A 24,266-nucleotide genomic window follows, 5' to 3' on the forward strand; every position below is an offset into this window, starting at 1 on the left:
CGCTAATGGCACTAATGACAAAGGATTAGCGTTAATTAGTACGGCTAGAAAAACAACTAGAATTGGGAGGAACAACTCGTGATCTATCGTCAGCCAGATAAAAAATTTGACTTAGTTTCTGACTACCAACCAACTGGTGACCAACCTGAGGCAATCGAGCAATTGACGAAGGGAATCCAAGATGGTGATAAAGCCCAAATTTTGTTAGGAGCGACGGGGACCGGTAAAACCTTTACCATTTCCAACGTAATCGCTAACGTCAATAAGCCGACCTTGATCTTGTCCCATAACAAGACACTGGCGGGGCAGTTATACGGGGAAATGAAGAAGTTCTTCCCCCACAATGCAGTCGAGTACTTTGTTTCTTATTATGACTACTACCAACCCGAGGCCTATGTTCCCTCCAGTGATACCTATATTGAAAAGGATGCTTCAATCAATGATGAAATTGATAAGCTCCGGCATGCGGCGACGACTTCTTTACTGGAACGTAACGATGTAATCGTGGTGGCCTCTGTTTCCAGTATCTTTGGCTTAGGGGACCCGCGGGAATACCAAAATTCCGTTATTTCCCTCCACGTTGGCCAACAAATTGACCGGGACCAGCTCCTTCGCGACCTCGTTAATATCCAATTTGACCGTAATGACATTGACTTCCAACGGGGGCGCTTTCGGGTCCATGGTGATGTCGTGGAGGTCTTCCCGGCTTCGCGTGATGAACGGGCGTTACGGATTGAATTCTTTGGTGATGAGATTGATCGGATTCGGGAGGTCGATGCACTGACCGGCGAAGTCTTAGGCGATAGTGACCGGGTTTCTATTTTCCCCGCGACCCACTTTATGACTAGTGATGAAGTTATGGAACGGGCCCTACCGCAGATCGAAAATGATATGAAGAAGCAGGTCAAGAAGTTTACCGACGAGGGGAAGCTATTGGAAGCTGAACGTCTTCAACAACGGACGACTTATGATATTGAAATGATGCGGGAGATGGGCTATACCAACGGAATTGAGAACTATTCCCGCTACATGGATGGCCGGCAACCGGGCGAACCACCGTTTACCCTGTTGGACTTCTTCCCGAAAGATTTCTTATTAGTGGTTGATGAGTCCCACCAGACAATGCCCCAAGTGCGGGGGATGTACAACGGTGACCGGGCGCGGAAGCAGATGCTGATTGACTATGGCTTCCGTCTGCCGAGTGCACTGGATAACCGGCCCTTAAAGTTAAATGAATTTGAACAGCGGGTTAACCAGGTGGTCTATATGTCAGCAACGCCGGGACCATACGAACTGAATCAAACTGACCACATCGCCCAGCAAATTATTCGGCCAACGGGCTTACTTGACCCAACGATTGAAGTCCGGCCGGTAATGGGACAAATCGATGACCTGGTAAGTGAGATTAACAAGCGGGTTGAACGCCACGAACGGGTCTTTGTAACCACCCTGACTAAGAAGATGTCGGAGGACCTTACCGACTACCTGAAGGATCTTGGCTTAAAGGTCAAGTACCTGCATAGTGATATTAAGACCTTGGAGCGGACGCAGATTATTCGGGACCTGCGGCTAGGCAAGTTTGATGTCCTGGTAGGGATTAACCTCTTGCGGGAAGGCCTGGATGTTCCAGAAGTTTCGCTGGTTGCGATCCTGGATGCCGACAAGGAGGGCTTCTTGCGGAATGAGCGGTCCCTAATTCAAACGATTGGGCGGGCCGCCCGTAACGAGCATGGTGCCGTAATTATGTATGCCGATACGGTGACCGAGTCAATGCAAAAGGCGATTGACGAAACCAAACGGCGGCGGACAATCCAGATGAAGTATAACGAAGAGCACCACATTACGCCGCACACGATTGTCAAGCCAATTCAAGAAGCGATCACGGCAACTACCAAACCGGCTGAAACTGGTGAAAAGGAAGATAGCAGTGAGTTTACCACTAAGGACTTTGCTAAGTTATCTAAGGATGCCCAGTCAAAGATGGTTGCCGAGTTAACGGAGCAGATGCAGGCGGCGGCCAAACGGTTGGACTTTGAACAGGCGGCCACCCTGCGTGATACGGTAATGGAATTAAAGGCCCAGATGACGGGGAAGAAGACTAAGGCCGGTCGAAAGGTAAAGTAAAGGAGGAGACACTTTCTTGGCAAACGATAAGATCATTATTCACGGGGCCCGTGCCCATAATTTAAAAAATATTGACGTTAAGATTCCTAAGAACAAGCTGGTGGTGATCACTGGACTTTCTGGTTCCGGTAAGAGTTCGTTGGCGTTTGACACCCTATACGCTGAAGGGCAACGTCGTTACGTGGAGAGCCTGTCAGCCTATGCACGGCAGTTCTTAGGGCAGATGGATAAGCCCGACGTGGATTCGATTGACGGCCTGTCACCGGCAATTTCAATTGACCAGAAAACAACCTCGCATAACCCCCGGTCAACGGTTGGGACGGTAACGGAAATTAACGACTTCTTACGTTTGCTCTGGGCCCGGGTAGGGACGCCGATCTGTCCTAACGACCACATTCCGATCACTAGCCAGTCGGCGGAACAGATGGTCAACCGGGTACTAGAATTACCAGAACGGACCCGCCTACAAATTTTATCGCCAGTCGTACGTGCTAAGAAGGGAAGCCAAAAGAAGGTTCTGGCCACCATCAAGCGTGAAGGATTTGTCCGGGTCCAAGTTGATGGTGAGACCTACGACCTGGATGAAGTACCGGAACTAAATAAGAATCAAAAGCACACGATTAACGTAGTTATTGACCGGATTATCGTTAAAGACGGTATTCGTTCCCGACTGTTTGACTCGTTTGAAGCAGCATTACGGCTGAGTAGTGGTTACGCAATTGCGGACGTGATCGGTGGCGACCCCATCCCCTTCTCAGAAAAGTATGCCTGTCCAATCTGTGGATTTACGGTTGGTGAGTTGGAGCCCCGCCTTTTCTCGTTCAATGCGCCAATGGGTGCTTGCCCGGAATGTGAAGGCTTGGGATCCAAACTAGAAGTGGATGTTGACCTGGTTGTTCCTGACCGGACAAAGACCTTGCGGGACGGGGCCATGGTACCGTGGAATCCGATTTCCTCACAGTATTATCCAGCATTGCTAGAACAGTTCTGTCAATCAGCGGGAATTGACATGGATACTCCCTTTAATAAGCTACCAAGGAAGCAGCAAAAGCAGGTCCTCTATGGTAACGGTGACCAGCTGTTCCACTTCCACTACGAAAATGACTTTGGTGGGGTGCGGGATGTTGATGTTCCCTTTGAAGGGGTAGTTAACAACGTTAGCCGCCGCTATAAAGAAACCAACTCGGACTTTACCCGTGAGCAGATGCGCAAGTACATGACTGAGTTGCCATGCCCGGCCTGTCATGGTTACCGGTTAAACCAACGGGCATTAGCGGTCCAAATTGATGGTCAAAATATTGGGCAGGTTTCAGAGCTGTCAATCAGTAAGGCAATTGACTTCTTTAAAGGGGTTAAGCTGTCCGAGCAACATGAGCAAATTGCCCGGCCAATCCTGAAGGAGATCTTGGACCGACTTACCTTTATGAAAAACGTGGGGGTTGAATACTTAACGCTTAGCCGGTCGGCCCGGACGCTTTCCGGTGGTGAGGCCCAGCGGATTCGGTTGGCCACCCAAATTGGTTCTAACCTTTCCGGAGTAATGTACGTTTTGGATGAGCCCTCCATCGGACTCCACCAGCGTGACAACGACCGCTTAATTTCCTCGCTAAAGGCGATGCGCGACCTGGGTAATACGCTGATTGTGGTAGAACACGATGAGGATACGATGCGGGCCGCTGACTACCTTATTGACATTGGACCGGGGGCTGGTGAAAACGGTGGTCAAGTAATGGCGGCTGGAACACCTAAGCAGATCATGCGGTCACGAAAGTCACTGACGGGACAGTACCTTTCTGGTAAGAAGTTTATTCCCGTCCCTGAAGAACGTCGGTCGGGGAATGGCCACCACCTGATTTTAAAGGGTGCCGCGGCGAATAATTTAAAGAACATTGACGTTGATTTTCCCTTGGGAAAGTTTATCTGTGTAACCGGTGTTTCGGGTTCTGGTAAATCGACCCTGGTTAACCTGATCCTTAAGCGGGTTCTGGCACAGAAACTAAATAATAATTCTGCCAAGCCGGGTAAGTATTCCTCAATTAGTGGGATTAAAAATATTGAAAAGGTGATTGACATCGATCAGTCACCGATCGGCCGGACACCGCGGAGTAACCCGGCAACCTATACTGGCGTTTTCGATGATATTCGGGAACTCTTTGCCCAGACTAACCAGGCCAAGGTTCGTGGTTACACGAAGGGCCGGTTTAGCTTTAACGTTAAGGGTGGTCGTTGTGAGGCCTGCCATGGTGACGGTATCCTTAAAATCGAGATGAATTTCCTACCGGATGTTTACGTGCCATGTGAGGTTTGTCATGGGACCCGCTACAACTCTGAAACGTTGGAAGTTGAGTACAAGGGCAAAAATATTGCCCAGGTATTAAACATGACCGTTTCTGAAGCGCTGAAGTTCTTTAGTGCTATTCCAAAGATTCGGCGCAAGTTACAGACCATTGAAGACGTTGGCTTAGGCTATGTTCACCTAGGACAACCGGCGACGACCCTCTCTGGTGGTGAAGCCCAACGAATGAAGTTGGCGGCGGAGTTACACCGGCAGTCACACGGTAAGAGCTTCTACATCCTGGATGAACCAACCACGGGATTGCACATGGATGATATTAAGCGGCTATTGGGTGTCCTACAACGGTTAGTAGATGCTGGTAATACCGTCTTGGTAATTGAACACGACCTAGACGTCGTTAAGTCCGCTGACTGGTTGATTGACCTTGGACCAGAAGGCGGTGATGCGGGTGGTTACGTGGTAGCTACTGGGACACCGGAAGAGGTAGCTGAAGTAAAGGAAAGTTATACTGGCCAGTACTTAAAGAAGATGCTGGCGCGTGATCATGAATGGGCCGTTGCCCGGGCGGCGAAAAAGAAAAAATAACTGAACTCAAAGGTAGCTGCTAACTCTGACCCGGTCGTTGTTAGCGGCCCTTTTAGTATTTGGGAAGGAATGGTTACCGTGATTTTGATTAGTGCTTGTTTAGCGGGATTTAACGTTCGTTACGATGGTGGCAATGCCCGCCGGGAGCTGGCGGTTAAGTTGGTAGCACTTGGTAAGGCCATTACGGTCTGTCCTGAAATTATGGCGGGCTTTGTAACTCCCCGGATTCCGGCAGAGATTCAAGGAGGAGATGGTAACGACGTTTTGGCCGGTCGGGCCCGAGTAGTTACTAAAAACGGCCGGGACGTAACCCAGCAATATGTGAATGCTGCCCGGCAGGTGTTTCGCATTGCCCAGGCTCATGATGTCCAGGTGGCCTTTTTAAAGCAGAAGAGTCCCGCCTGTGGAACCCAGCTAGTTTATGACGGTCATTTTAGTGGTCATAAAATTGCTGGGATGGGGGTCACGGCAGCGTTGCTCGCACAAAATAACATTCAGGTGGATGGGGATGAGGAGTTAACATTGTCCCACCTTAAGCCTTACCTGGATACTGCAACCCTGAACCTGCTCCAAACACGTAACGTCACCAGTGGTGTTTGAAAGACACACCCGGCTTGATGTGGTACAATTGGTGAGTACTTGTCGGAGAGGAGAAAAGCTGTGGAGACTAAGAAGATGGAAGTAGTAATTATCACGGGAATGAGTGGGGCTGGAAAGACCCAAGCAGTCCATGATTTTGAAGATTTAGGCTATTTCGTAATTGATAACATGCTGCCGAGCTTAGCAGAGAAATTTGTGAACGTCATTAAGGAGTCGGGTGAGTTCACTAAGATTGCGATGGTGATGGACCTGCGTTCGCGCGGCTTTTATGACCAGGTATTGCCGACCCTGCATAAATTGAAGAAGCGGACGGACTTAAATGTTAAGTTATTGTTCTTGGATGCTGATAATGTTAAGTTGGTGTCCCGCTATAAAGAGACGCGCCGTCTGCACCCCTTAGCACGGCAAGGGCGAATCCTCGATGGGGTTGAGACCGAGCGGAAGCTACTTAGTGAGCTCGAAAGTCAAGCCAACGTGATCATCGATACGACTGACCTGACGCCCCGTAACCTTAAATTACGGATTAATAAACTGTTTAGTCACGGTGAAGGAAGCAACTTCTTTGTTGAAGTGATGTCCTTCGGGTTTAAATATGGCTTACCGCTGGATGCTGACATTGTCATGGATGTCCGTTTCTTGCCGAACCCATTCTACGTTCCGGAATTAAAGCACTTGACGGGAAATGACCGGCCAGTTCAGGAATACGTAATGCAAAGTGCGGTGGCCCAAGAGTTCTACGCCCACCTTTTGTCATTATTAAAAAATGCGCTACCGGGATATATCCGGGAAGGTAAGAGTAGTTTAACCGTGGCAATTGGCTGCACTGGTGGTCAGCACCGGTCGGTCACGATTGCTAATAAGTTGGCTGGTGACCTTAAGGGGGCCGGCTATAAGGTAAACCTATACCACCGGGATGTTGCCAAGGCAGATCGAAAGGAGAATTAGCAATGCTTCACAAGCCCAAAATTGTCGTAATTGGCGGGGGAACGGGATTACCGGTGGTCCTTCGCGGGTTACGTGACCAAAATGCGGACGTGACGGCCGTGGTTACCGTTGCTGATGATGGGGGCTCATCCGGAATCCTCCGTAACTACATTAACGTGGTTCCGCCCGGCGATATCCGTAATGTTTTAGTGGCTCTTTCAGAGCTGCCTTCGCTGGAATTAGATGTTTTTCAATACCGTTTCAATAGCAATGACCAGTTCTTTGCCGGACACGCGATTGGTAACCTGATTATCTCGGCCCTTTCGGAAATGCGGGGTGGGATCTTTCCGGCAGTCCAAGAGTTAGCGGAAATGATGAAGATTCGCGGCCATGTTTACCCCGTGGCTAACGAACCCCTAACTTTAAATGCCGAATTCACGGATGGAACCACCATGAGTGGCGAGTCCGAAATTACGGCGGCCCATAAGCAGATTAAACGGGTTTGGGTTACCCCGGCTAATGATGATGGGCACCAGATTAAGCCGGTACCGGAAGTGTTAGAAGCAATTAAAGAGGCTGATCAAATCGTCATTGGCCCCGGGAGTCTCTTCACGAGCATCTTACCCAACTTAATGATTAAAGAAGTCGGTCAGGCGGTCTGTGAAAGTAAGGCCGAAGTGGTTTATATTTGCAATATCATGACCCAAAAGGGCGAAACCGACCACTTTACCGATGCTGACCATGTGCGGGTCTTGAACCGGCACTTAGGTAAGCAGTTTATCGATACAGTACTGGTAAATATTCAACCGGTACCGAAAAACTACCTAGACTTCCAGCAGTGGAATGAGATTTCACAGCCGGTTCGTCATGATTTTCAAGGACTTCGCGACCTGAATTGTCGGGTAATTAGTTCTAACTTCCTGCGTTTACGGGACAACGGTGCGTTCCATGATCGCGACCGGGTAGTGGCAGAGCTGATGAACCGTCTCCACCAGGTTCATGAATAAAGGAGGTGCTTGCCGTGTCCTACGCAAGTGACGTCAAAAAAGAATTAACAGCCATCAAGGTTCACCAGAAAAATGCCCAGGCGGAGCTAATGGCCCTCATCCGGATGAATGGTAGTATTGCGATTGCTAACCACCAGCTGGTCTTAAACATCCAGACTGAAAACCCGGCCATTGCCCGGCGGATTTATTCCCTGCTCAAGGAGTTTTACCATGTCGAGAGTGAAATTGTCGTCCGGCGGAAGATGAAGTTGAAGAAAAACAACCAGTACATTGTCCGGCTCCGCTATTCGGCTCAGCGGGTACTTGATGACCTCGGTATTTTACAGAATTTTCAGATTAAGGAGCAGGTGCCCCTGGCGATGCTTAAGGATGAGTGGATGGTCCGTTCCTACTTACGGGGCGCCTTCTTGGCCGGGGGGTCGGTTAATAATCCGGAAACCTCGCGTTACCACCTCGAGATCTATTCCCTTTACCAGGAACATAATGAAATGATTGCGGAAATGATGAATAAGTTTGGCCTAAACGCGCAGACGACTGCCCGGCGGAGTGGCTACATCGTTTACCTTAAAGAGGCGGAAAAGATCGCCAACTTTATGTCCCTGATTGGGGCTACTAATTCGATGCTGCAGTTTGAAAATGTTCGGATTGTCCGTGATATGCGTAATTCGGTTAACCGGCTTGTTAATTGTGAAAATGCCAATATGAATAAGATTGCCAATGCATCGACCCGGCAAATTGAAAATATCAAACTAATCGATGCCACGGTAGGGCTGGCGAGCTTGCCGGATAAGCTTAGAGAGATTGCGCAAACCAGGCTAAACCACCAGGAAGTTAGTCTAAAAGAGCTGGGCCAGCTGGTTCCGGGGGGACCAATCTCAAAATCCGGTGTTAACCACCGCCTGCGGAAACTAAATGCCTACGCTGACGAACTCCGGATGTCCAAGTCGGTTTAATTCGGTGGATTTAAAAATAAAAAACAGTGGAGAAAGTTAACGTTTCTCCACTGTTTTTTTAGTTGAAGTAGTTAATTACTTCAAACTGGAATTGTTTTCCATAATACCGTCGAGCAGACCGTAATCAACCGCTTCTTGAGCAGTTAAGTAGTGGTCACGTTCAGTATCCTGGTTAATCTTTTCAATTGGTTGACCAGAATTCTTGGCCAGGATTCCGTTAATCATCTTCCGGGTCTTCAGAATTTCAGTTGCCGCAATTTCAATTTCAGTTTGTTGACCTTGGGCACCACCAGATGGTTGGTGAATTAGAACTTGGGAGTGAGGCAGGCCGAACCGCTTACCCTTTGTCCCGGAAGAAACTAAGACACTCGCCATTGAGGCAGCCATCCCAATAACGATGGTTTGAACATCGGACTTGATGAAGTTCATCGTATCGTAGATTGCCATCCCTGAGGTAACAACACCACCAGGTGAGTTAATGTATAAGTAAATATCTTTAGTTGAGTCTTGCGCATCCAAGAATAGTAGTTGCGCAACAATTGAGTTTGCCATGTCGTCTTCAATTGGACCAGACAACATAATGATCCGGTCCTTCAGAAGCCGTGAGTAGATATCATAGGCACGTTCACCACGTGATGACTGCTCAATGACAGTAGGAACTAAGTTCATTAATGTGGCCTCCTTGTTAATTAGCACTCGTTAGCAATGTTTGCTAACTGATATTATTACTATACTCGATTGGTCAAAAAAGGTCAAATGTTTTGCCACCCGAGTAAGATATTTGTTAGTTATTATACTCGAACTCGCTAATAAAGAAAGAAAAACGGTTGGGGAATTAAGGTAACCCCAACCGTTAATAGGCCATCTGGTATTTTATTTATTAATTTCCTTACTCAGTAGGGACATTTCAACGTTGGCCGTTTGCCGGTCAAGTGCTTGCCAGTCAGTGTTTGTAACAAATACGTTTAATTCTTTAGTGTTAGTCATGATAATTAACCTCCAAGTTAAATTATTTATTTTTTCAGTTCCCTTTAAGACACCATTATCATAATCCATAATGGTCTAATGTGCAAGTCCTTTTACGACAATACTTTTAGCTAATTATCGTAAATTGGTCTAGTCACGTTAGCTAAGAGGTTGGGACTCTAAGGCTAATGGTCAGCTAAAATTTACTGGTAAAAATAAAATTTTATTGTTGATGGGACTAATTATCAGGAACAAATGGAGGCAAGGGTTGCTTTTTATATCCGGGCCCGGTATAATTGGAACGTTAATTAATTTACGTACATAATAAGGAGGCATACAGTTATGCGTAAAGCACACCCATACGGCGTACAAGGCCGTCGCCCAGTTGCTCCTAAATACAAGCGAGCATTAAAAGAAAAGAAGATTGAAGCTATTCGCAAGTGGGCTAAGGAAAAGCCAGCTGACGAAAAGTAATTTGTTAATAAAAAGGACTACCGAGCAACGCTGGGTAGTCCTTTTTTTGTCGTTGTTCACATTGAAAGCGAGGTGACCTTGCTTGGAGAAAATAATGCAACGGATAACATGGTGGACGGGTCTGGGGGGACTTGTAATCGTGGCCGGTTATTTTATTTATCCGCAAAGCCTTCTTCTTAGTCTAGCGATTACCTTATTGGTTATTTTTTACCAGTTTGGAATGCGGCTAGTGGTGGGCAATTGGCTTGAGCCACGCTTGCGACTAAATCCTACGGCATTCTGGTTTAAGGTGGGCAAAGGTGAGAACCGGCTTTATCACCTACTCAGGGTGAAAAAGTGGAAAAAGTTTTTGCCGACCTACTCACCAGCTAAGTATGATTTAAAAAAACACACGCTTAAGGAAGTTATAAAGACAATGACTGCTGCTGAGGTTGATCATGAATTGATGTTTCTTTTAAGCTATTTACCGGTTCTTTTGATTATTCCCCTTGGTGCGCCACTGGCCTTCATCCTTAGTTCGGTGGCCGCCAGTCTGGTGGAAATCCCCTTTATTATTCTTCAACGCTATAATCGTGCCCGCCTAGCCCGCTTACTAGGCCGACGTTCGAAGCGGCAGGAGTAGTATAAAAAGAAAGAGGCGAGGAAAAGTAACTTTTCCTCGCCTCTTTTATTATGCGCCCCCCGAGAGTCGAACTCGGATCTCGAGAACCGGAATCTCACGTGCGATCCATTACACTAAGGGCGCGTCAACGAATATTATAATATCCTATCCGGAATTGAATTGCAAGCATTATTTGAAATTTTTAATCAAGATAACGTTTTCATAAGAAAAAATGGATTTTCTGAGGTGATTGAATAGACAATTCAAAACAAGATGAGTATTATTAAGGTCGTAAGGTTTTGTACCTTATTTGACACGACTAATTTTAATTAGCCAAAATTAAATAGGGGACACTAATTTATGGTTTTCCTAAAGGAGGAAATTGCAGTATGACTGTAAAGATTGGTATTAACGGTTTCGGCCGTATTGGTCGTTTAGCATTCCGTCGTATTCACGAACTTAACACTAACGACATCGAAGTTGTAGCTATTAACGATTTGACTACTCCTTCAATGCTTGCTTACCTGTTGAAGTACGACTCAACTCATGGTAAGTTCCCTGGTGAAGTTTCATCAACTGACAAGGGAATCGTTGTTGATGGTAAGGAATACCCAGTATACGCTGAACGTGATGCACGGAACATTCCTTGGGTTAAGAACGATGGTGTTGACTTTGTCCTTGAATGTACTGGTTTCTACACTTCAGCAGAAAAGTCACAAGCTCACTTGGACGCTGGTGCAAAGCGTGTTCTGATTTCTGCACCTGCTGGTAACATCCCTACTGTTGTCCCAGGTGTTAACTTGGATACTCTGAAGGCTGACGACAAGATCGTTTCAGCTGGTTCTTGCACCACTAGTTGCCTTGCTCCAATGGCATACTTCCTTAACAAGAACTTCGGTATCAAGGTTGGTACTATGACTACCATCCACGCATTCACTTCTACCCAAGCTATCCTTGATGGCCCTCGTGGTAAGAAGATGCGTAACAACCGTACTGCAAGCATCAACACTATTCCTCACTCATCTGGTGCTGCCAAGGCTATCGGTCTGGTTATCCCAGAATTGAACGGTAAGCTGTCCGGTCACGCACAACGTGTTGGTGTTGTTGATGGTTCATTAACTGAACTTGTTTCTATCCTGGACAAGAAGGTTACTGTTGACCAAATCAACGATACTATGAAGAAGGCTACTGAAGGTAACGACGCCTTTGGTTACACTGAAGACCCAATCGTTTCAACTGATATCATTGGTTCTACTTACGGTTCTGTCTTTGACCCTTCACAAACTGAAATTATGGAAGGCGACGACGGTTCACAATTAGTTAAGACTGTTGCTTGGTACGACAACGAATACGGTTTCACCAGCAACATGATCCGGACTCTGCTTCACTTTGCAAATCTGTAATTCATAGCTGAGCTTAAGGTATGAATTTAAGGTGGGAGGAGGAAACTCCGCCCGCCTTTTTTATCAAGGAGGAAAATACTCACATGGCTAAATTAACTGTAGAAGACCTTCCTTTAGAAGGCAAAAAAGTTTTAATGCGTGTTGACTTCAACGTCCCGATTAAGGACGGCGTTGTTGGCGACGACAACCGGATCGTGGCTGCTTTGCCAACGATTAAGTACGTTATTGACCACGGTGGCCGCGCAATTCTCTTCTCACACCTAGGTCGTGTTAAGAAGGAAGAAGACAAGCCTGGTCTGTCAATGCGTCCAGTTGCCGAACGGCTTTCCAACCTGTTGAACAAGCCAGTTACCTTTGTTCCCGTAACGGAAGGTAAGCAATTGGAAGATGCCATCGACAACATGAACAACGGTGACGTTTTGTTAGTTCAAAACACCCGTTACGAAGATGTTAAGGATGGCGAATACGTCAAGCGTGAATCCGGTAACGACCCTGAATTAGGTAAGTACTGGGCTTCACTTGGTGACGTCTTTGTTAACGATGCCTTCGGTACTGCCCACCGTAAGCACGCTTCCAATGTTGGTATCGCTACTAACATGCCAGGCAAGGCTGCTGCCGGTTACCTGATGGAAAAGGAAATTAAGTTCTTGGGTGACGCCGTTGATAACCCAGAACGTCCATTTGTTGCTATCCTTGGTGGTGCTAAGGTTTCTGACAAGATTGGTGTTATTGACCACCTGTTAGACAAGGCTGACAAGATCATCATCGGTGGTGGGATGGCTTACACCTTCTACGCTGCTAAGGGAATCAAGATTGGTAACTCCTTAGTTGAAAAGGACAAGATTGACGTTGCTAAGGATATCTTAGACAAGGCCGGCGACAAGCTGGTTCTGCCAATTGATAACGTGGTTGCCGACAAGTTTAACAACGATGCCGACACCAAGGTTGTGGAAGGCGACATTGATGATGGCTGGATGGCTTTAGACATTGGTCCAAAGACGATTAAGCTGTACGAAGATGTTTTGAAGGATGCCAAGACGGTTGTTTGGAACGGCCCAATGGGTGTCTTTGAAATGCCAAACTTTGCTAAGGGGACCCTTGAAATTGGTAAGTTCCTTGGTACGTTGGATGACGCAACGACGATTGTCGGTGGTGGGGACTCCACTGCTGCCGTTAAGCAATTAGGTGTTGCCGACAAGCTGACCCACATTTCAACTGGTGGTGGGGCTTCATTGACCTACCTTGAAGGTAAGGAATTACCAGGGATTGCCGCAATTTCTGAAAAGTAGTTAATCAATTAAGAAGGGACACGTGACTAAGAGAAACCCGATGGCCGCGCTCCCGCGATTATTAAGAGGCACAAAGCGTTTGGAAACCCCGACGTTTTGTGCCATTTGTGTACTGGGCTACTAATTAAGATACCGGCGACGTCTTTTCTGGGACGTCATAAGATATTAAAAAGTTATTTTAGATTAGGATTAACCACTATGGGGGGACTTACATGCGTATTCCGATCATTGCTGGTAACTGGAAGATGAATAAAACCGTTGATGAGGCGGTAGCATTTGTTAATGCGATTAAGGGACAGCTCCCGCCAGCCGAACAGTTACAGACGGCCCTAGCGGCACCGACGCTGTGCCTGATGCCGATGAAGCAGGCGGCGGCTAACTCACCGCTCAAGTTAATGGCCGAGAACTGCTATTATAAGGATGCCGGTGCTTATACCGGGGAGACGAGCCCGTACGCGCTTTACCAGGCCGGTATTCACCACGTCATTTTAGGCCATTCGGAACGGCGGAACTACTTTCATGAAGATGATGTTTTGATCAATAAAAAAGTAGCGGCTGCCCTGCGTAATGGCCTTTGTCCAATCGTTTGCTGTGATGACACGATGGGGCGGCGGATTGCTGACGATGATAAAATTCACTGGGTCGTGGCCCGGATTTTAGCTGACCTTAAAGGACTGAGTCCGGAGAATATTCGCAAGGTTACCATTGCCTATGAACCTAATTGGGCGATTGGCAATGGGCAAAGTGCTGATCCTAATCAGGCGGCAGAAGGCTGCTACTTAATTCGTCAGACGATTAGTGATATGTATGGGGATGCAGTGGCTAATGACGTTCGGATCCTTTATGGTGGCAGTGTAACTCCAGATAACGTTACCGCAATGATGGACGAACAAGATATCGATGGTGTCCTGGTCGGTGCTGATAGCCTGGATGCCCGCACATTTTTAGAAATAGTTAATCATTAAATGCTTGTTTTTAGTTGTGCAAAATAATACAATGTTAATGAAGTAGCGCGATTGCTATCGAACTTAAGACAGAGGAGAGATTCATCAAATGTCACTTATTACAGATATTTATGCACGTGAAGTTCTTGATTCACGTGGTAACCCAACCGTTGAAGCTGAAGTTTACACTGAAGCTGGCGGTGTTGGCCGTGGGATTGTCCCATCAGGTGCTTCAACTGGTGAACACGAAGCCGTTGAATTGCGTGACGGTGACAAGAACCGTTTCGGCGGCAAGGGCGTACTGAAGGCCGTTGCTAACGTTAACGACGTTATTGCTAAGAAAATCGTGGGGATGGAAGTTACTGACCAAATCGCCATCGACAAGGCAATGATCAAGTTAGACGGTACTCCTAACAAGGGCAAGCTTGGTGCCAACGCTATCTTGGCCGTTTCATTAGCTGCTGCTCGGGCTGCTGCTGATGAATTGCAAGTACCTCTTTACAACTACCTTGGCGGTTTCAATGCACACGTATTGCCAACGCCAATGATGAACGTTATCAACGGTGGTGCCCACTCTGATAACAAGGTTGACTTCCAAGAATTCATGATCATGCCAGTTGGTGCACCAACTGTTCGTGAAGCTATTCGTTGGGGTTCAGAAACTTTCCACGCCCTGAAGAAGGAACTGGAAGATGCTGGTAAGGTAACCTCTGTTGGTGACGAAGGTGGATTTGCTCCTGACTTTGCTAACAACGCTGAACCATTCGAATACTTGATCAAGGCTATCAAGGACGCCGGCTACAAGCCAGGTAAGGACATTGCCATTGCCTTTGACGTTGCCGCTTCCGAACTTTGGGACGACGACGCTAAGAAGTACAAGCTTCGTTGGTCAACTGGTGAAGAATACACCACTGACGAATGGATCAAGTACCTTTCCGGGATCATTGAAAAGTACCCAATCGTTTCTGTTGAAGACCCAATTGACGAAAACAACTGGGATGACTGGGTAACCCTTACCAAGGAACTTGGTAAGAAGGTTCAACTGGTTGGTGACGACTTCTTCGTAACCAACACTGACTACCTGAAGAAGGGTATCAAGATGGGTGCTGCTAACTCCATCCTGATCAAGCTTAACCAAATCGGTACTTTGACTGAAACTGTTGAAGCAATCGAAATGGCTAAGGAAGCTGGTTACACTGCCATCGTTTCACACCGTTCTGGTGAAACTGAAGACACGACGATTGCTGACTTGGTTGTTGCTACAAACGCCGGCCAAATCAAGACTGGTTCAATGAGCCGGACTGACCGTCTTGCTAAGTACAACCAACTGATGCGGATCGAAGACAACCTTGGCGACGTTGCTCAATACAAGGGTATTCACTCATTCTACAACCTGAGTGAACAAGCTCGTCAAGATATCGAAAACCGTTAATTCGATAGCTTAAAATAAAAGAACCCCGCTGGGTAACTGGCGAGGTTCTTTTATTTTACCGAAAATTTTGAAACCGCTTCGTTTTAATTCAAGCTGCGCTATAATAGGAAGAAGTAGTTACCACTCACGATGGGTGGTTAATTGAGGAGGAAGAGTGATGGCAAAAGAGATCAAGGGAATTGCTGCTAGTGAGGGAATCGGGATTGCCCCGGCTTATCGACTGGTTGAGCCTGACCTAAGCTATCCTAAGCGGCGAATTGATAATCCGATGATAGAATACAAACGGGTGCTCCAGGCCTTCGATGAGTCAATTGCGGACCTACGTCAGTTAAAATCACGGTCGCGTAGTCGTTTGTCAACTGAGGAGCTAGCAATTTTTGATGCACACATTGAAATTCTTTCGGATCCCGAATTGCTTAGCCAGGTTAAGCAGCTAATTGACCAGCAGATCAGCGCTGAAGAAGCGGTGGATCAGGTTACCCAACGCTTTGCGGAAACGTTATCCCAGGTGACCGACCCCTATATTCAAGAACGGGCAGGTGATGTTCGGGATGTTGCTAAACGGGCGCTAAGTCACCTCCTCGGGAAAAAGCTTCCTAACATTGCGGCAATCAACCATCCGGTAATTCTGGTTGCCCACGAAATTACACCATCCGATACCTCCCAAATGAATGCTAAATATATTAAGGGGATCGTAACCGACCTCGGTGGCCGAACAAGTCATGCGGCGATTATGGCCCGGACACTCCGGATTCCGGCTGTCGTTGGTACCGACCACGTCACCAAGAGTACCTGGGACGGCCAAATTATTATCGCTGATGGGCTGAAGGGAATTGTTAGTATCGCACCGACCCAGGCCACTATCGACCACTTTATTACCCAGGCGCAAAAGCTAGCGCAACAGCGCGAAGAATGGGCGGCGAAGGTTCACGCACCGTCCGTCTCCAAGGATGGTCAACGCTTCGAAATTTCGGCGAATATCGGGGATCCAAAGGATGTGGCCGACGCACTCCGGCAGGGGGCCGATGGAGTAGGACTATTCCGCTCGGAGTTCCTATACATGGGGAGTGACCACTTACCGACTGAGGATGAACAATACCGGGCCTACCGCCAAGCACTGGTTAATATGCAAGGCAAACCAGTCGTAGTCCGGACGATGGACATCGGTGGCGATAAGCCTCTGCCGTACCTACCACTACCGCGGGAAATGAATCCTTTTCTAGGTTACCGGGCAATTCGGATTTGTTTAAAGCACCCAGCAATTTTTCGGGTTCAACTCCGGGCACTATTGCGGGCGTCTGAATATGGACCGTTATCAATCATGTTTCCAATGATTGGGACCATTGCGGAATTACGGGCGGCCAAGAAAATCTTTAACGAGTGTAAGGCGGAATTGCAAAAGGAACGTCCGGGCCTGGGTGATGATATTAAGCTGGGAATGATGATGGAAGTGCCATTAGCAGCCATTAACGCCGACCAGTTTGCTAAGGAAGTGGACTTCTTTAGTATCGGTACCAATGACTTAATCCAGTATAACTTTGCGGCTGACCGGGGAAACGATGAAGTTTCCTACCTTTACCAGCCACTTAATCCGGCCTTTCTTAGCCTAATTAAACATGTCATTGATGCTGGACACCGTCATGATACCAAGGTCGCAATGTGCGGTGAAATGGCCGGTGACCGGTTGGCACTACCCCTCCTACTGGGGATGGGGTTGGATGAATATTCAATGTCTGCTTCATCAATCCTGCGAACCCGGACAATGATGGCAAAACTCGATACGAACGAATGTGCACGGTTGGTTGATAGTGCGATTAACGACTGTGTGACGCAAGAAGAGGTACAGCACCTGGTTAAACAACGGCTTGCTGTAGAATAACTTATCAAAAAGACGACTAATGATGGCAAAAGGCGGTTACTAGCCGTCTTTTGTTATTTAAATTAAGTGAAAGGCCCGATTTTCACGAAAAAGTTAAAGAAAGATTAGAAAAAGATAGAAAAGTGCCTAAAATTATAATATACTTTGAAACTGATAAATGATTAAGAGAAGGGAATCTGATTAGTAATGAAGAAATCAGCACCTGAGTTACGGCGCTCAATGACCGCCGGACAGATGGAAATGATTTCACTTGGTGGCGCAATCGGGGTCGGCCTCTTTATGGGTGCGACCTCAACCATTAAGTGGACCGGACCATCCGTCCTGTTGGCCTATGCCTTTGTTGGTTTAATTTTGTATATTGTCATGCGGGCCCTCGGTGAAATGATCTATATTAATCCGGGGACTGGTTCCTTTGCTGATTATGCCACTGAATATGTCCATCCCCTAGCCGGTTACCTGGCCAAGTGGGCAAACGTTTTTGAATACATTGTCGTGGGAATGTCCGAAGTGGTCGCGGCGACCGAATACCTTAAGTATTGGTGGCCACACATGCAGACCTGGATTGCCGGCATTGTCATCATCGTTTTCTTGGTCCTGGCGAACCTTGCCAGTGCTAAAGCGTATGGGTCGCTGGAATTTTGGTTTGCGATGATCAAGGTGGTTACGATTATCTTTATGATCCTACTGGGCTTCATGGTAATCTTCTTTGGCTTTGGTAACGGGGGGCACCCGACCGGCTTTAGTAACCTCTGGTCCCACGGTGGTTTCTTTACTGGTGGTGTTTCGGGCTTCTTCTTCTCCATGTCGATCATTGTCGGCTCGTACGAAGGAATTGAGCTGCTCGGTATTTCGGCTGGTGAAGTAGCTAACCCTCAAGAGGCGATTGTTAAGTCTGTTAAGTCTGTTTTACTGCGGATCCTAATTTTCTACATCGGGGCGATCTTTGTGATCGTTACGATTTACCCCTGGAATAAGTTGAGCAGTGTTGGCTCACCGTTCGTTTCGACCTTTGCGAAGGTTGGTATTACGGCGGCCGCTTCCATCATTAACTTCGTGGTATTAACGGCGGCACTATCGGGGGCTAACTCCGGAATTTACAGTTCTAGCCGGATGCTCTTTAAGCTAGCACACGAAGGGGATGCCCCAAGCATCTTTGGGCGTTTATCCAAGCGGGTGGTTCCCGATGCGGCCATTCTTGGTATTTCTGGCGGAATCCTGATCGGTTTCATCATTGACATTATTGCGACGATGCTTAGCAAGTCAACGGCTGACATGTTTGTGATTGTCTTTAGTTCCTCCGTTTTACCGGGGATGATTCCGTGGTTCGTAATCTTGATGGCCGAATTACGTTTCCGTCACAATAACCCTGAACTGATGGCTGACCACCCATTTAAGCTGCCGCTTTACCCATTTTCTAACTACTTTGCCTTTATCATGTTGATCGTAATCGTGATCTTCATGTTCATTAATCCCGATACCCGGGTTTCCGTAATTGTCGGCGCGGTTGTTTTGATCTTTGCGGTGGTGGTTTACCTGATGCGGCATGGTTTAAGTCGGGAACGAGCCTAAATTACAGTAGAATAAAAAATAAAAGTTGACCGCACAGTTGAAAGTCGGCGCCCAGCATTCGGAAAACTCCGGACGCTGGGCGCCATATTCTCATTGCTTTTATTCTGCCTAAGTAATGTTGTACAATGACACTTAGCTTAAAACCAGCAGGAAGGAAATTTATTATATGCGCAAGGGTAACTTTATCTATCAACATCCCCAGTTTATTCACGTTTTACGGGCCATCTTAATTGGCCTGCTGACGGGTTTGGTAGTGAGTCTTTTCCGGCTAGCTATCCAGCACGGTTTGACTTTTGTGATGAGCTGCTTCCAGTACTTCCACCACTACCCGTTCGGACTCGTTTTCTGGGCACTCGGGGCCGTGGCTTTGGCGCTTGCGCTGGGCTGGCTTACCCAGAGTTACCCCAATATTAAGGGGTCGGGTATTCCCCAGGTTGAGGGCCAATTAACCAGCCAGTTTGATGAGAAATGGTGGCCGGTTCTTTGGCGGAAATTTTTTGGTGGAATCCTGGCGATTGGTTCGGGACTCTACCTAGGGCGTGAGGGACCGTCGATTCAGTTAGGGGCGACGATTGGTCAGGGAGTGGCCGAAACGTCACATGTTGGTAAGCTAAACCGGCGCATTGAAATTGCTAGTGGTGCAGCGGCCGGTTTATCGGCCGCCTTTAACGCCCCGATTGCTAGTACTATCTTTATCTTAGAAGAGGTTTATCATAACTTTTCACCGGTAATTTGGCTAGCCACTTTTGTTAGTTCCCTTTGCTCGAATATGGTTTCCTTAACCTTCTTCGGTTTGCGACCGGTTTTAGCGGTACGGTATCAGGAGATGTTACCAACGAGACTATACTGGCACCTCTTACTGTTAGGATTAATTCTTGGTTTACTGGGCCGGTTATATCAGCTGATTATTCTCCACCTTGATACCTGGACAGGCAAGATCAAGTGGCTGCCACCCTTTGCCTATCCGGTGTTGCCATTTTTACTGGTGATCCCGATTGCCTGGTATTGGCCGGGGACGCTGGGTGGTGGTAACCAGCTAATTACCCACCTGACTAACCTGCCATTTTCATTGGGCCTTTTTGCCGGGCTTTTTGTCTTACGCTTTGTCTTTTCAATGGTTAGTTACAGTTCGCAGTTACCGGGAGGCATCTTCTTGCCGATCCTAACCTTAGGAGCAGTTTTTGGGGCCGTTTACTGTGCTTTGATGGTTAGGTTAGGATTGCTGCCGGCTCACTACCTACCGAACTTCATTATTTATGCGATGGCGGGGTACTTTGCTTGTATCAGCAAAGCACCGTTTACGGCTATTTTGCTAATTACCGAAATGGTGGGTTCGCTGGTCCACCTGATGCCACTGGCGATCGTCGCGATGGTTGCCTATCTGGTTGTCGATGCCCTTCATGGCGAACCAGTATATACCGCAATGTTTAATAACTTTATCGGTAAGCAGTCCGTTCCCCACCAGAGTGAGATGGAGCTGCTAATTACAATTTACGCCGGAGCAACACTTGATGGGCGGAAAATTGCCGATTATTCGTGGCCCAAGAATAGTATTGTCTCGACAATTTACCGTGGTGAGGAACGAATTATTCCGAATGGGCAGACGGTTTTACATGCTGGCGACACCCTTTTAATCCAGGCTTGCCAGGCTAAAACCGGTCAGGTTCAGGCCCGGCTAGAAGCGGCTGCTCATTACGCGGATGTATAGCAATCGGTATGGGAATATGATATGATATTAAAGATATAGTGGGTAAAAATTAGGAGGAAGTTTTCTTGTATAATACTTTAATGACAATCTTTCTAATAGTATGTGTAGTCCTAATTGCATGTGTTATGATGCAACCGGCTAAAAATGACAATGACGCTATGTCAGCCTTAACGGGTGGTGCTGGTGATCTTTTCTCCCGGCGGAAGGCACGGGGATTTGAAGCCGTTATGCAAATTGTTACGACAATCTGTGGAGCACTGTTCTTCGTTCTGGCATTAGCGTTAGTTTACGTATCATCACATTAGAGTTTTGAGTTTGCCCCCTGAAGCGATGCTAGCAGGGGGCCTTTTTATTAAAAAGCGGGGTGCCAAGTCATGAAGACGTATAATGGGTCGACCTTTTTCTTTCCCCACAGTGGTAAGCAGGGGGTAGTATTGCTACATGCTTATACGGGAAATAGTAATGATGTTCGGATGCTGGGCCGCCAGTTAAACCAGGCCGGCTATACCGTTATTGGGCCGCTTTTCACGGGTCACGGTGGCGATCCTCGTAAGATTTTAGCCAACGGGAGTCCGGACGATTGGTGGGATGACACCCGGATGGCTATTTTGAACTTGCGCGATAGTGGGGTAAGTCAAATTGCAATTTTCGGACTGTCATTAGGGGGGCTCTTTGCTACCCGGGCCCTTGAAGACGATCCCGAGTTAGTCGGTGGTGGTGTTTTTGCCTCACCAATTACTAGTTGGGGTGAATCTAACGTTCCGGAGTACTTTCCTAAGCTGGCGGCGGCCTATTACCGTCGGCAGGGACTAGAACCGGAGTTAATCCAGGAACGCCTTTACTGGCTTGGTGAACGTTTACCAGCACAATTAGCGGCCATTCAGCAGATGACGAAGGGGCTTGACCAGGGGCTCTCCCAGATAAAAAGGCCCTTTTTTATTGCCCAAGGGGGAAAGGATGAAATGATTGATCCCCAGTCCGGTGCCCAGCTAAGGGACCGCTTGAAGGCCCAAAAGACGCCGGTGGATTACCACTTTTATCCTAATGCTAGCCATTTATTAACCGTAAATAGTGCCCACCGGCAGCTTTTTAATGATGTTGAACAATATTTAAAAAAGATATTTGAGGTAGGAAATGACAAGTAATAGAGCAAAATTACAGGATTCAATATTAAACTTTTTAACTAAAAATGCGGGAATTAGTTATTCCGCGGAGCGAATCGCCCATGCCCTAGATATGGACAATGCCGACCAATTTACCCCAATTATTCAAATCCTTGCTCAATTGGAGCGGGATAAGAAGGTCCGGGTAACCGATAAGGGTGAATTTGAAGCAATTATCAAGCAGGCCCCGATTACCGGGACCTTTCATGGTAATGATAAGGGCTTTGGTTTCGTAGAATATGATCCCGACTTACCAGATATGTACATTAATCCTGACCACACCATGCATGCTTTAAATGGTGACCAGGTAGCAGTAAAGGTACTAAGGGCCGGTGACCCAGCGGCTGGACAGGGACCAGAAGCCCAGGTTACCGCTATTTTAGAGCATAACTACGACCGGGTGGTTGGTGAATTTAAACAAGAGACGGTTGGTAACTATATTGGGGAAGTCCTGTTAAAGGATAAGAAGTTATCCCAGTACCGTTTCTTTGTCACTGATAAGGGACTGAAACCGCTCGATGGCGAAGTGGTTACCGCGACGGTCGAGAGCTACCCTAGTGATGAATCGCCCCAAGCAATGACGGGGGCCGTTACCGAGGTGATCGGTAATAAGGACGAACCCGGGATTGACATTTTATCCGTGATCTATGCCCATGATGTTCCCCATGAGTTTCCGAAGGAGGCCATGGAGCAGGCCAATAAGATCCCGTTGCATGTTCTTCCGGAAGAGAAGAAGGGCCGTAAAGATATTACTAACCAGCCCTTGGTGACGATTGACGCGATCGAGTCAAAGGACCTGGATGATGCAGTCGTCGCCTGGAAGATGGACAATGGACACTACCACTTGGGGGTCCACATTGCGGACGTGAGTCACTATGTTCAACCGGGAACGCCCCTAGACAAGGAGGCCTTTAAACGGGGCACTTCCGTATACCTAACTGACCGGGTGGTCCCGATGCTGCCGAAGCGGCTTTCTAACGGGATCTGTTCGTTGAACCCGGGTGAAGAACGGTTGGCCATGAGTTGTGAGATGGAAATCGATGACCAGGGCCGGGTGGTTAACCACCGGATTTTCCCAAGTGTCATGAAGTCCCATGCCCGGATGACCTACAAGGCGGTTAACCGGATTTTGGAAGCCCATGATGAAAAGACGATTAACCAGTACAAGGACCTGGTTCCGATGTTTGAAACAATGGGTGAACTCCATAAGATCTTGCTTAAGAGCCGGAAGCGGCGGGGCGCGATTGACTTTGAGGCTCCCGAAGCTAAAATTATTGTGGATGACACCGGTCACCCGATTGATATCCAACTGCGTGAACGGGGAACGGCCGAACGGATGATTGAATCCTTTATGTTAGCTGCCAATGAAACCGTCGCTGAACACTACTTTAACGAACACGTTCCGTTCCTTTACCGGATTCACGAAACGCCGGATAAGGACCGAATTAAGTCCTTTGTTGACTTCTTGAGTGTCTTCGGTATTAATGTTCATGGCGATATCAACAATATTAAGCCGAAGATGTTGCAAAAGGTTTTAAAGGACGTCGCTGGTAAGCCTGAAGAACAGATGGTTCAGGTGATGATGTTACGGAGTATGCAACAGGCTAAGTATTCGGATGAAGAACTCGGTCACTTTGGTTTGGGGGCCAAGTACTACACCCACTTTACGTCGCCAATTCGGCGGTATCCCGATGATACCGTTCACCGCCTAATTAAGTGGTATGCCCAAAATGGTACGGGCGAACATGCGAAGGCGGCTTGGCGTGATAAGCTACCGGAAATTGCCGAACACACCTCGGTCACCGAACGACGGGGGATCGATACGGAACGTGATGTTGATAGCATGAAGAAGGCCGAGTACCTGGGCGACCACGTTGGTGAGACCTTTGATGCCGTAGTTAGTTCCGTAATGAAGTTTGGTCTCTTTGTCCAACTGGAAAACACCTGTGAAGGGCTCATCCACATCAGTGCAATGAATGATGACTACTATGAATACTCTGAAAAGCACATGGCCCTGATTGGTCGGAAGACCCACCGGATTTTTCAAATTGGTCAGCCGGTTAAGGTCCGCTTAAACCGGGTTGACAAGGATCTTCGTGAGGTGGACTTTGAAATGGTCAACCCGCAAGACGCACCGACAACTAAGATCCGGGTACCACACGAGCATGATAATCGGCGGCATGGCGGCGGTAACCGGCGACGGGGTAATCACGGCCACGTCAAACGGCACGACCGCAACCAACATAATGGTCACCTTAATAGCCGGCAAATTAACCGGGGACAGACACGCCACCATAATAATTCTCGTGACCACCATTCCGAGGGTCGGCGGCGCAGACATTAAAATAA

At 47.6% G+C, this 24,266-nt stretch carries 19 protein-coding genes and 1 tRNA gene; 18 read left to right on the forward strand and 2 right to left on the reverse strand.

Features of this window, described 5'->3' with window-relative positions:
* Nucleotides 1-78 precede the first annotated feature (78 nt).
* The 6 genes from uvrB (at nucleotide 79) to whiA (ending at nucleotide 8,489) form a co-directional block, all read left to right on the forward strand.
* On the forward strand, nucleotides 79-2,124 hold the full coding sequence (gene uvrB / locus ACI31H_RS01385; protein WP_439770214.1) for an excinuclease ABC subunit UvrB: 2,046 nt from the start codon (nucleotides 79-81) through the stop codon (nucleotides 2,122-2,124).
* A 16-nt stretch (nucleotides 2,125-2,140) separates the two neighbouring features.
* Nucleotides 2,141-5,005, forward strand: coding sequence for an excinuclease ABC subunit UvrA (gene uvrA, locus ACI31H_RS01390; RefSeq protein WP_439770215.1), 2,865 nt, complete (start codon nucleotides 2,141-2,143; stop codon nucleotides 5,003-5,005).
* Between the two features lie 78 nt (nucleotides 5,006-5,083).
* The gene (locus tag ACI31H_RS01395) at nucleotides 5,084-5,605 is read left to right on the forward strand and encodes a DUF523 domain-containing protein (RefSeq protein WP_439770258.1); all 522 of its coding nucleotides are present in this window, start codon (nucleotides 5,084-5,086) and stop codon (nucleotides 5,603-5,605) included.
* A 75-nt stretch (nucleotides 5,606-5,680) separates the two neighbouring features.
* Nucleotides 5,681-6,550, forward strand: coding sequence for an RNase adapter RapZ (gene rapZ / locus ACI31H_RS01400; protein WP_439770216.1), 870 nt, complete (start codon nucleotides 5,681-5,683; stop codon nucleotides 6,548-6,550).
* Between the two features lie 2 nt (nucleotides 6,551-6,552).
* Nucleotides 6,553-7,536, forward strand: a complete 984-nt coding sequence (locus ACI31H_RS01405; protein ID WP_439770217.1) for a gluconeogenesis factor YvcK family protein — start codon at nucleotides 6,553-6,555, stop codon at nucleotides 7,534-7,536.
* A 14-nt stretch (nucleotides 7,537-7,550) separates the two neighbouring features.
* Nucleotides 7,551-8,489, forward strand: a complete 939-nt coding sequence (whiA, locus tag ACI31H_RS01410; protein WP_439770218.1) for a DNA-binding protein WhiA — start codon at nucleotides 7,551-7,553, stop codon at nucleotides 8,487-8,489.
* A 75-nt stretch (nucleotides 8,490-8,564) separates the two neighbouring features.
* On the opposite strand, the gene clpP is transcribed toward whiA, so the two are convergent.
* On the reverse strand, nucleotides 8,565-9,158 hold the full coding sequence (clpP, locus tag ACI31H_RS01415; RefSeq protein WP_439770219.1) for an ATP-dependent Clp endopeptidase proteolytic subunit ClpP: 594 nt from the start codon (nucleotides 9,156-9,158) through the stop codon (nucleotides 8,565-8,567).
* A 639-nt stretch (nucleotides 9,159-9,797) separates the two neighbouring features.
* Here clpP and ACI31H_RS01420 point away from each other — a divergent pair.
* Nucleotides 9,798-9,929, forward strand: coding sequence for a hypothetical protein (locus tag ACI31H_RS01420; protein ID WP_263851300.1), 132 nt, complete (start codon nucleotides 9,798-9,800; stop codon nucleotides 9,927-9,929).
* A 94-nt stretch (nucleotides 9,930-10,023) separates the two neighbouring features.
* The gene (locus tag ACI31H_RS01425; protein ID WP_439770220.1) at nucleotides 10,024-10,551 is read left to right on the forward strand and encodes a hypothetical protein; all 528 of its coding nucleotides are present in this window, start codon (nucleotides 10,024-10,026) and stop codon (nucleotides 10,549-10,551) included.
* A gap of 51 nt (nucleotides 10,552-10,602) precedes the next feature.
* On the opposite strand, the gene ACI31H_RS01430 is transcribed toward ACI31H_RS01425, so the two are convergent.
* Nucleotides 10,603-10,674: transfer RNA gene (locus ACI31H_RS01430), tRNA-Arg, on the reverse strand.
* A 245-nt stretch (nucleotides 10,675-10,919) separates the two neighbouring features.
* Here ACI31H_RS01430 and gap point away from each other — a divergent pair.
* The 10 genes from gap to rnr all read left to right on the forward strand — a co-directional run bounded on the left by gap (nucleotide 10,920) and on the right by rnr (nucleotide 24,261).
* A complete protein-coding gene (gene gap / locus ACI31H_RS01435; RefSeq protein WP_439770221.1) occupies nucleotides 10,920-11,933 on the forward strand; it encodes a type I glyceraldehyde-3-phosphate dehydrogenase in 1,014 nt (337 codons plus the stop codon).
* 83 nt (nucleotides 11,934-12,016) lie between these two features.
* Nucleotides 12,017-13,222, forward strand: coding sequence for a phosphoglycerate kinase (locus ACI31H_RS01440; RefSeq protein WP_439770222.1), 1,206 nt, complete (start codon nucleotides 12,017-12,019; stop codon nucleotides 13,220-13,222).
* Nucleotides 13,223-13,434: 212 nt separating this feature from the next.
* Nucleotides 13,435-14,187: a triose-phosphate isomerase gene (tpiA, locus tag ACI31H_RS01445; protein ID WP_439770223.1), complete on the forward strand. Its 753-nt coding sequence runs from the start codon at nucleotides 13,435-13,437 to the stop codon at nucleotides 14,185-14,187.
* 88 nt (nucleotides 14,188-14,275) lie between these two features.
* Nucleotides 14,276-15,598 (forward strand): phosphopyruvate hydratase, encoded by a 1,323-nt coding sequence (gene eno / locus ACI31H_RS01450; protein WP_439770224.1) that lies wholly within the window; start codon nucleotides 14,276-14,278, stop codon nucleotides 15,596-15,598.
* Nucleotides 15,599-15,755: 157 nt separating this feature from the next.
* Complete coding sequence (gene ptsP / locus ACI31H_RS01455; RefSeq protein ID WP_439770225.1) at nucleotides 15,756-17,477, forward strand: phosphoenolpyruvate--protein phosphotransferase; 1,722 nt, start codon at nucleotides 15,756-15,758, stop codon at nucleotides 17,475-17,477.
* Between the two features lie 186 nt (nucleotides 17,478-17,663).
* Nucleotides 17,664-19,046 (forward strand): amino acid permease, encoded by a 1,383-nt coding sequence (locus tag ACI31H_RS01460; RefSeq protein ID WP_439770226.1) that lies wholly within the window; start codon nucleotides 17,664-17,666, stop codon nucleotides 19,044-19,046.
* Nucleotides 19,047-19,212: 166 nt separating this feature from the next.
* Complete coding sequence (locus ACI31H_RS01465; protein WP_439770227.1) at nucleotides 19,213-20,754, forward strand: chloride channel protein; 1,542 nt, start codon at nucleotides 19,213-19,215, stop codon at nucleotides 20,752-20,754.
* A 65-nt stretch (nucleotides 20,755-20,819) separates the two neighbouring features.
* Nucleotides 20,820-21,059, forward strand: a complete 240-nt coding sequence (secG, locus tag ACI31H_RS01470; RefSeq protein ID WP_439770228.1) for a preprotein translocase subunit SecG — start codon at nucleotides 20,820-20,822, stop codon at nucleotides 21,057-21,059.
* A gap of 69 nt (nucleotides 21,060-21,128) precedes the next feature.
* Nucleotides 21,129-21,899 carry an alpha/beta hydrolase gene (locus tag ACI31H_RS01475; RefSeq protein WP_439770229.1) on the forward strand — a complete coding sequence of 257 codons (771 nt, stop codon included), beginning with the start codon at nucleotides 21,129-21,131 and terminating at the stop codon, nucleotides 21,897-21,899.
* Nucleotides 21,889-24,261: a ribonuclease R gene (rnr, locus tag ACI31H_RS01480; RefSeq protein ID WP_439770230.1), complete on the forward strand. Its 2,373-nt coding sequence runs from the start codon at nucleotides 21,889-21,891 to the stop codon at nucleotides 24,259-24,261. Before ACI31H_RS01475 ends, rnr begins: the two co-directional genes overlap by 11 nt.
* Nucleotides 24,262-24,266: the final 5 nt, after the last annotated feature.

This window comes from Limosilactobacillus sp. (genome assembly GCF_051873035.1).
In the GTDB taxonomy this organism is placed as follows: domain Bacteria; phylum Bacillota; class Bacilli; order Lactobacillales; family Lactobacillaceae; genus Limosilactobacillus.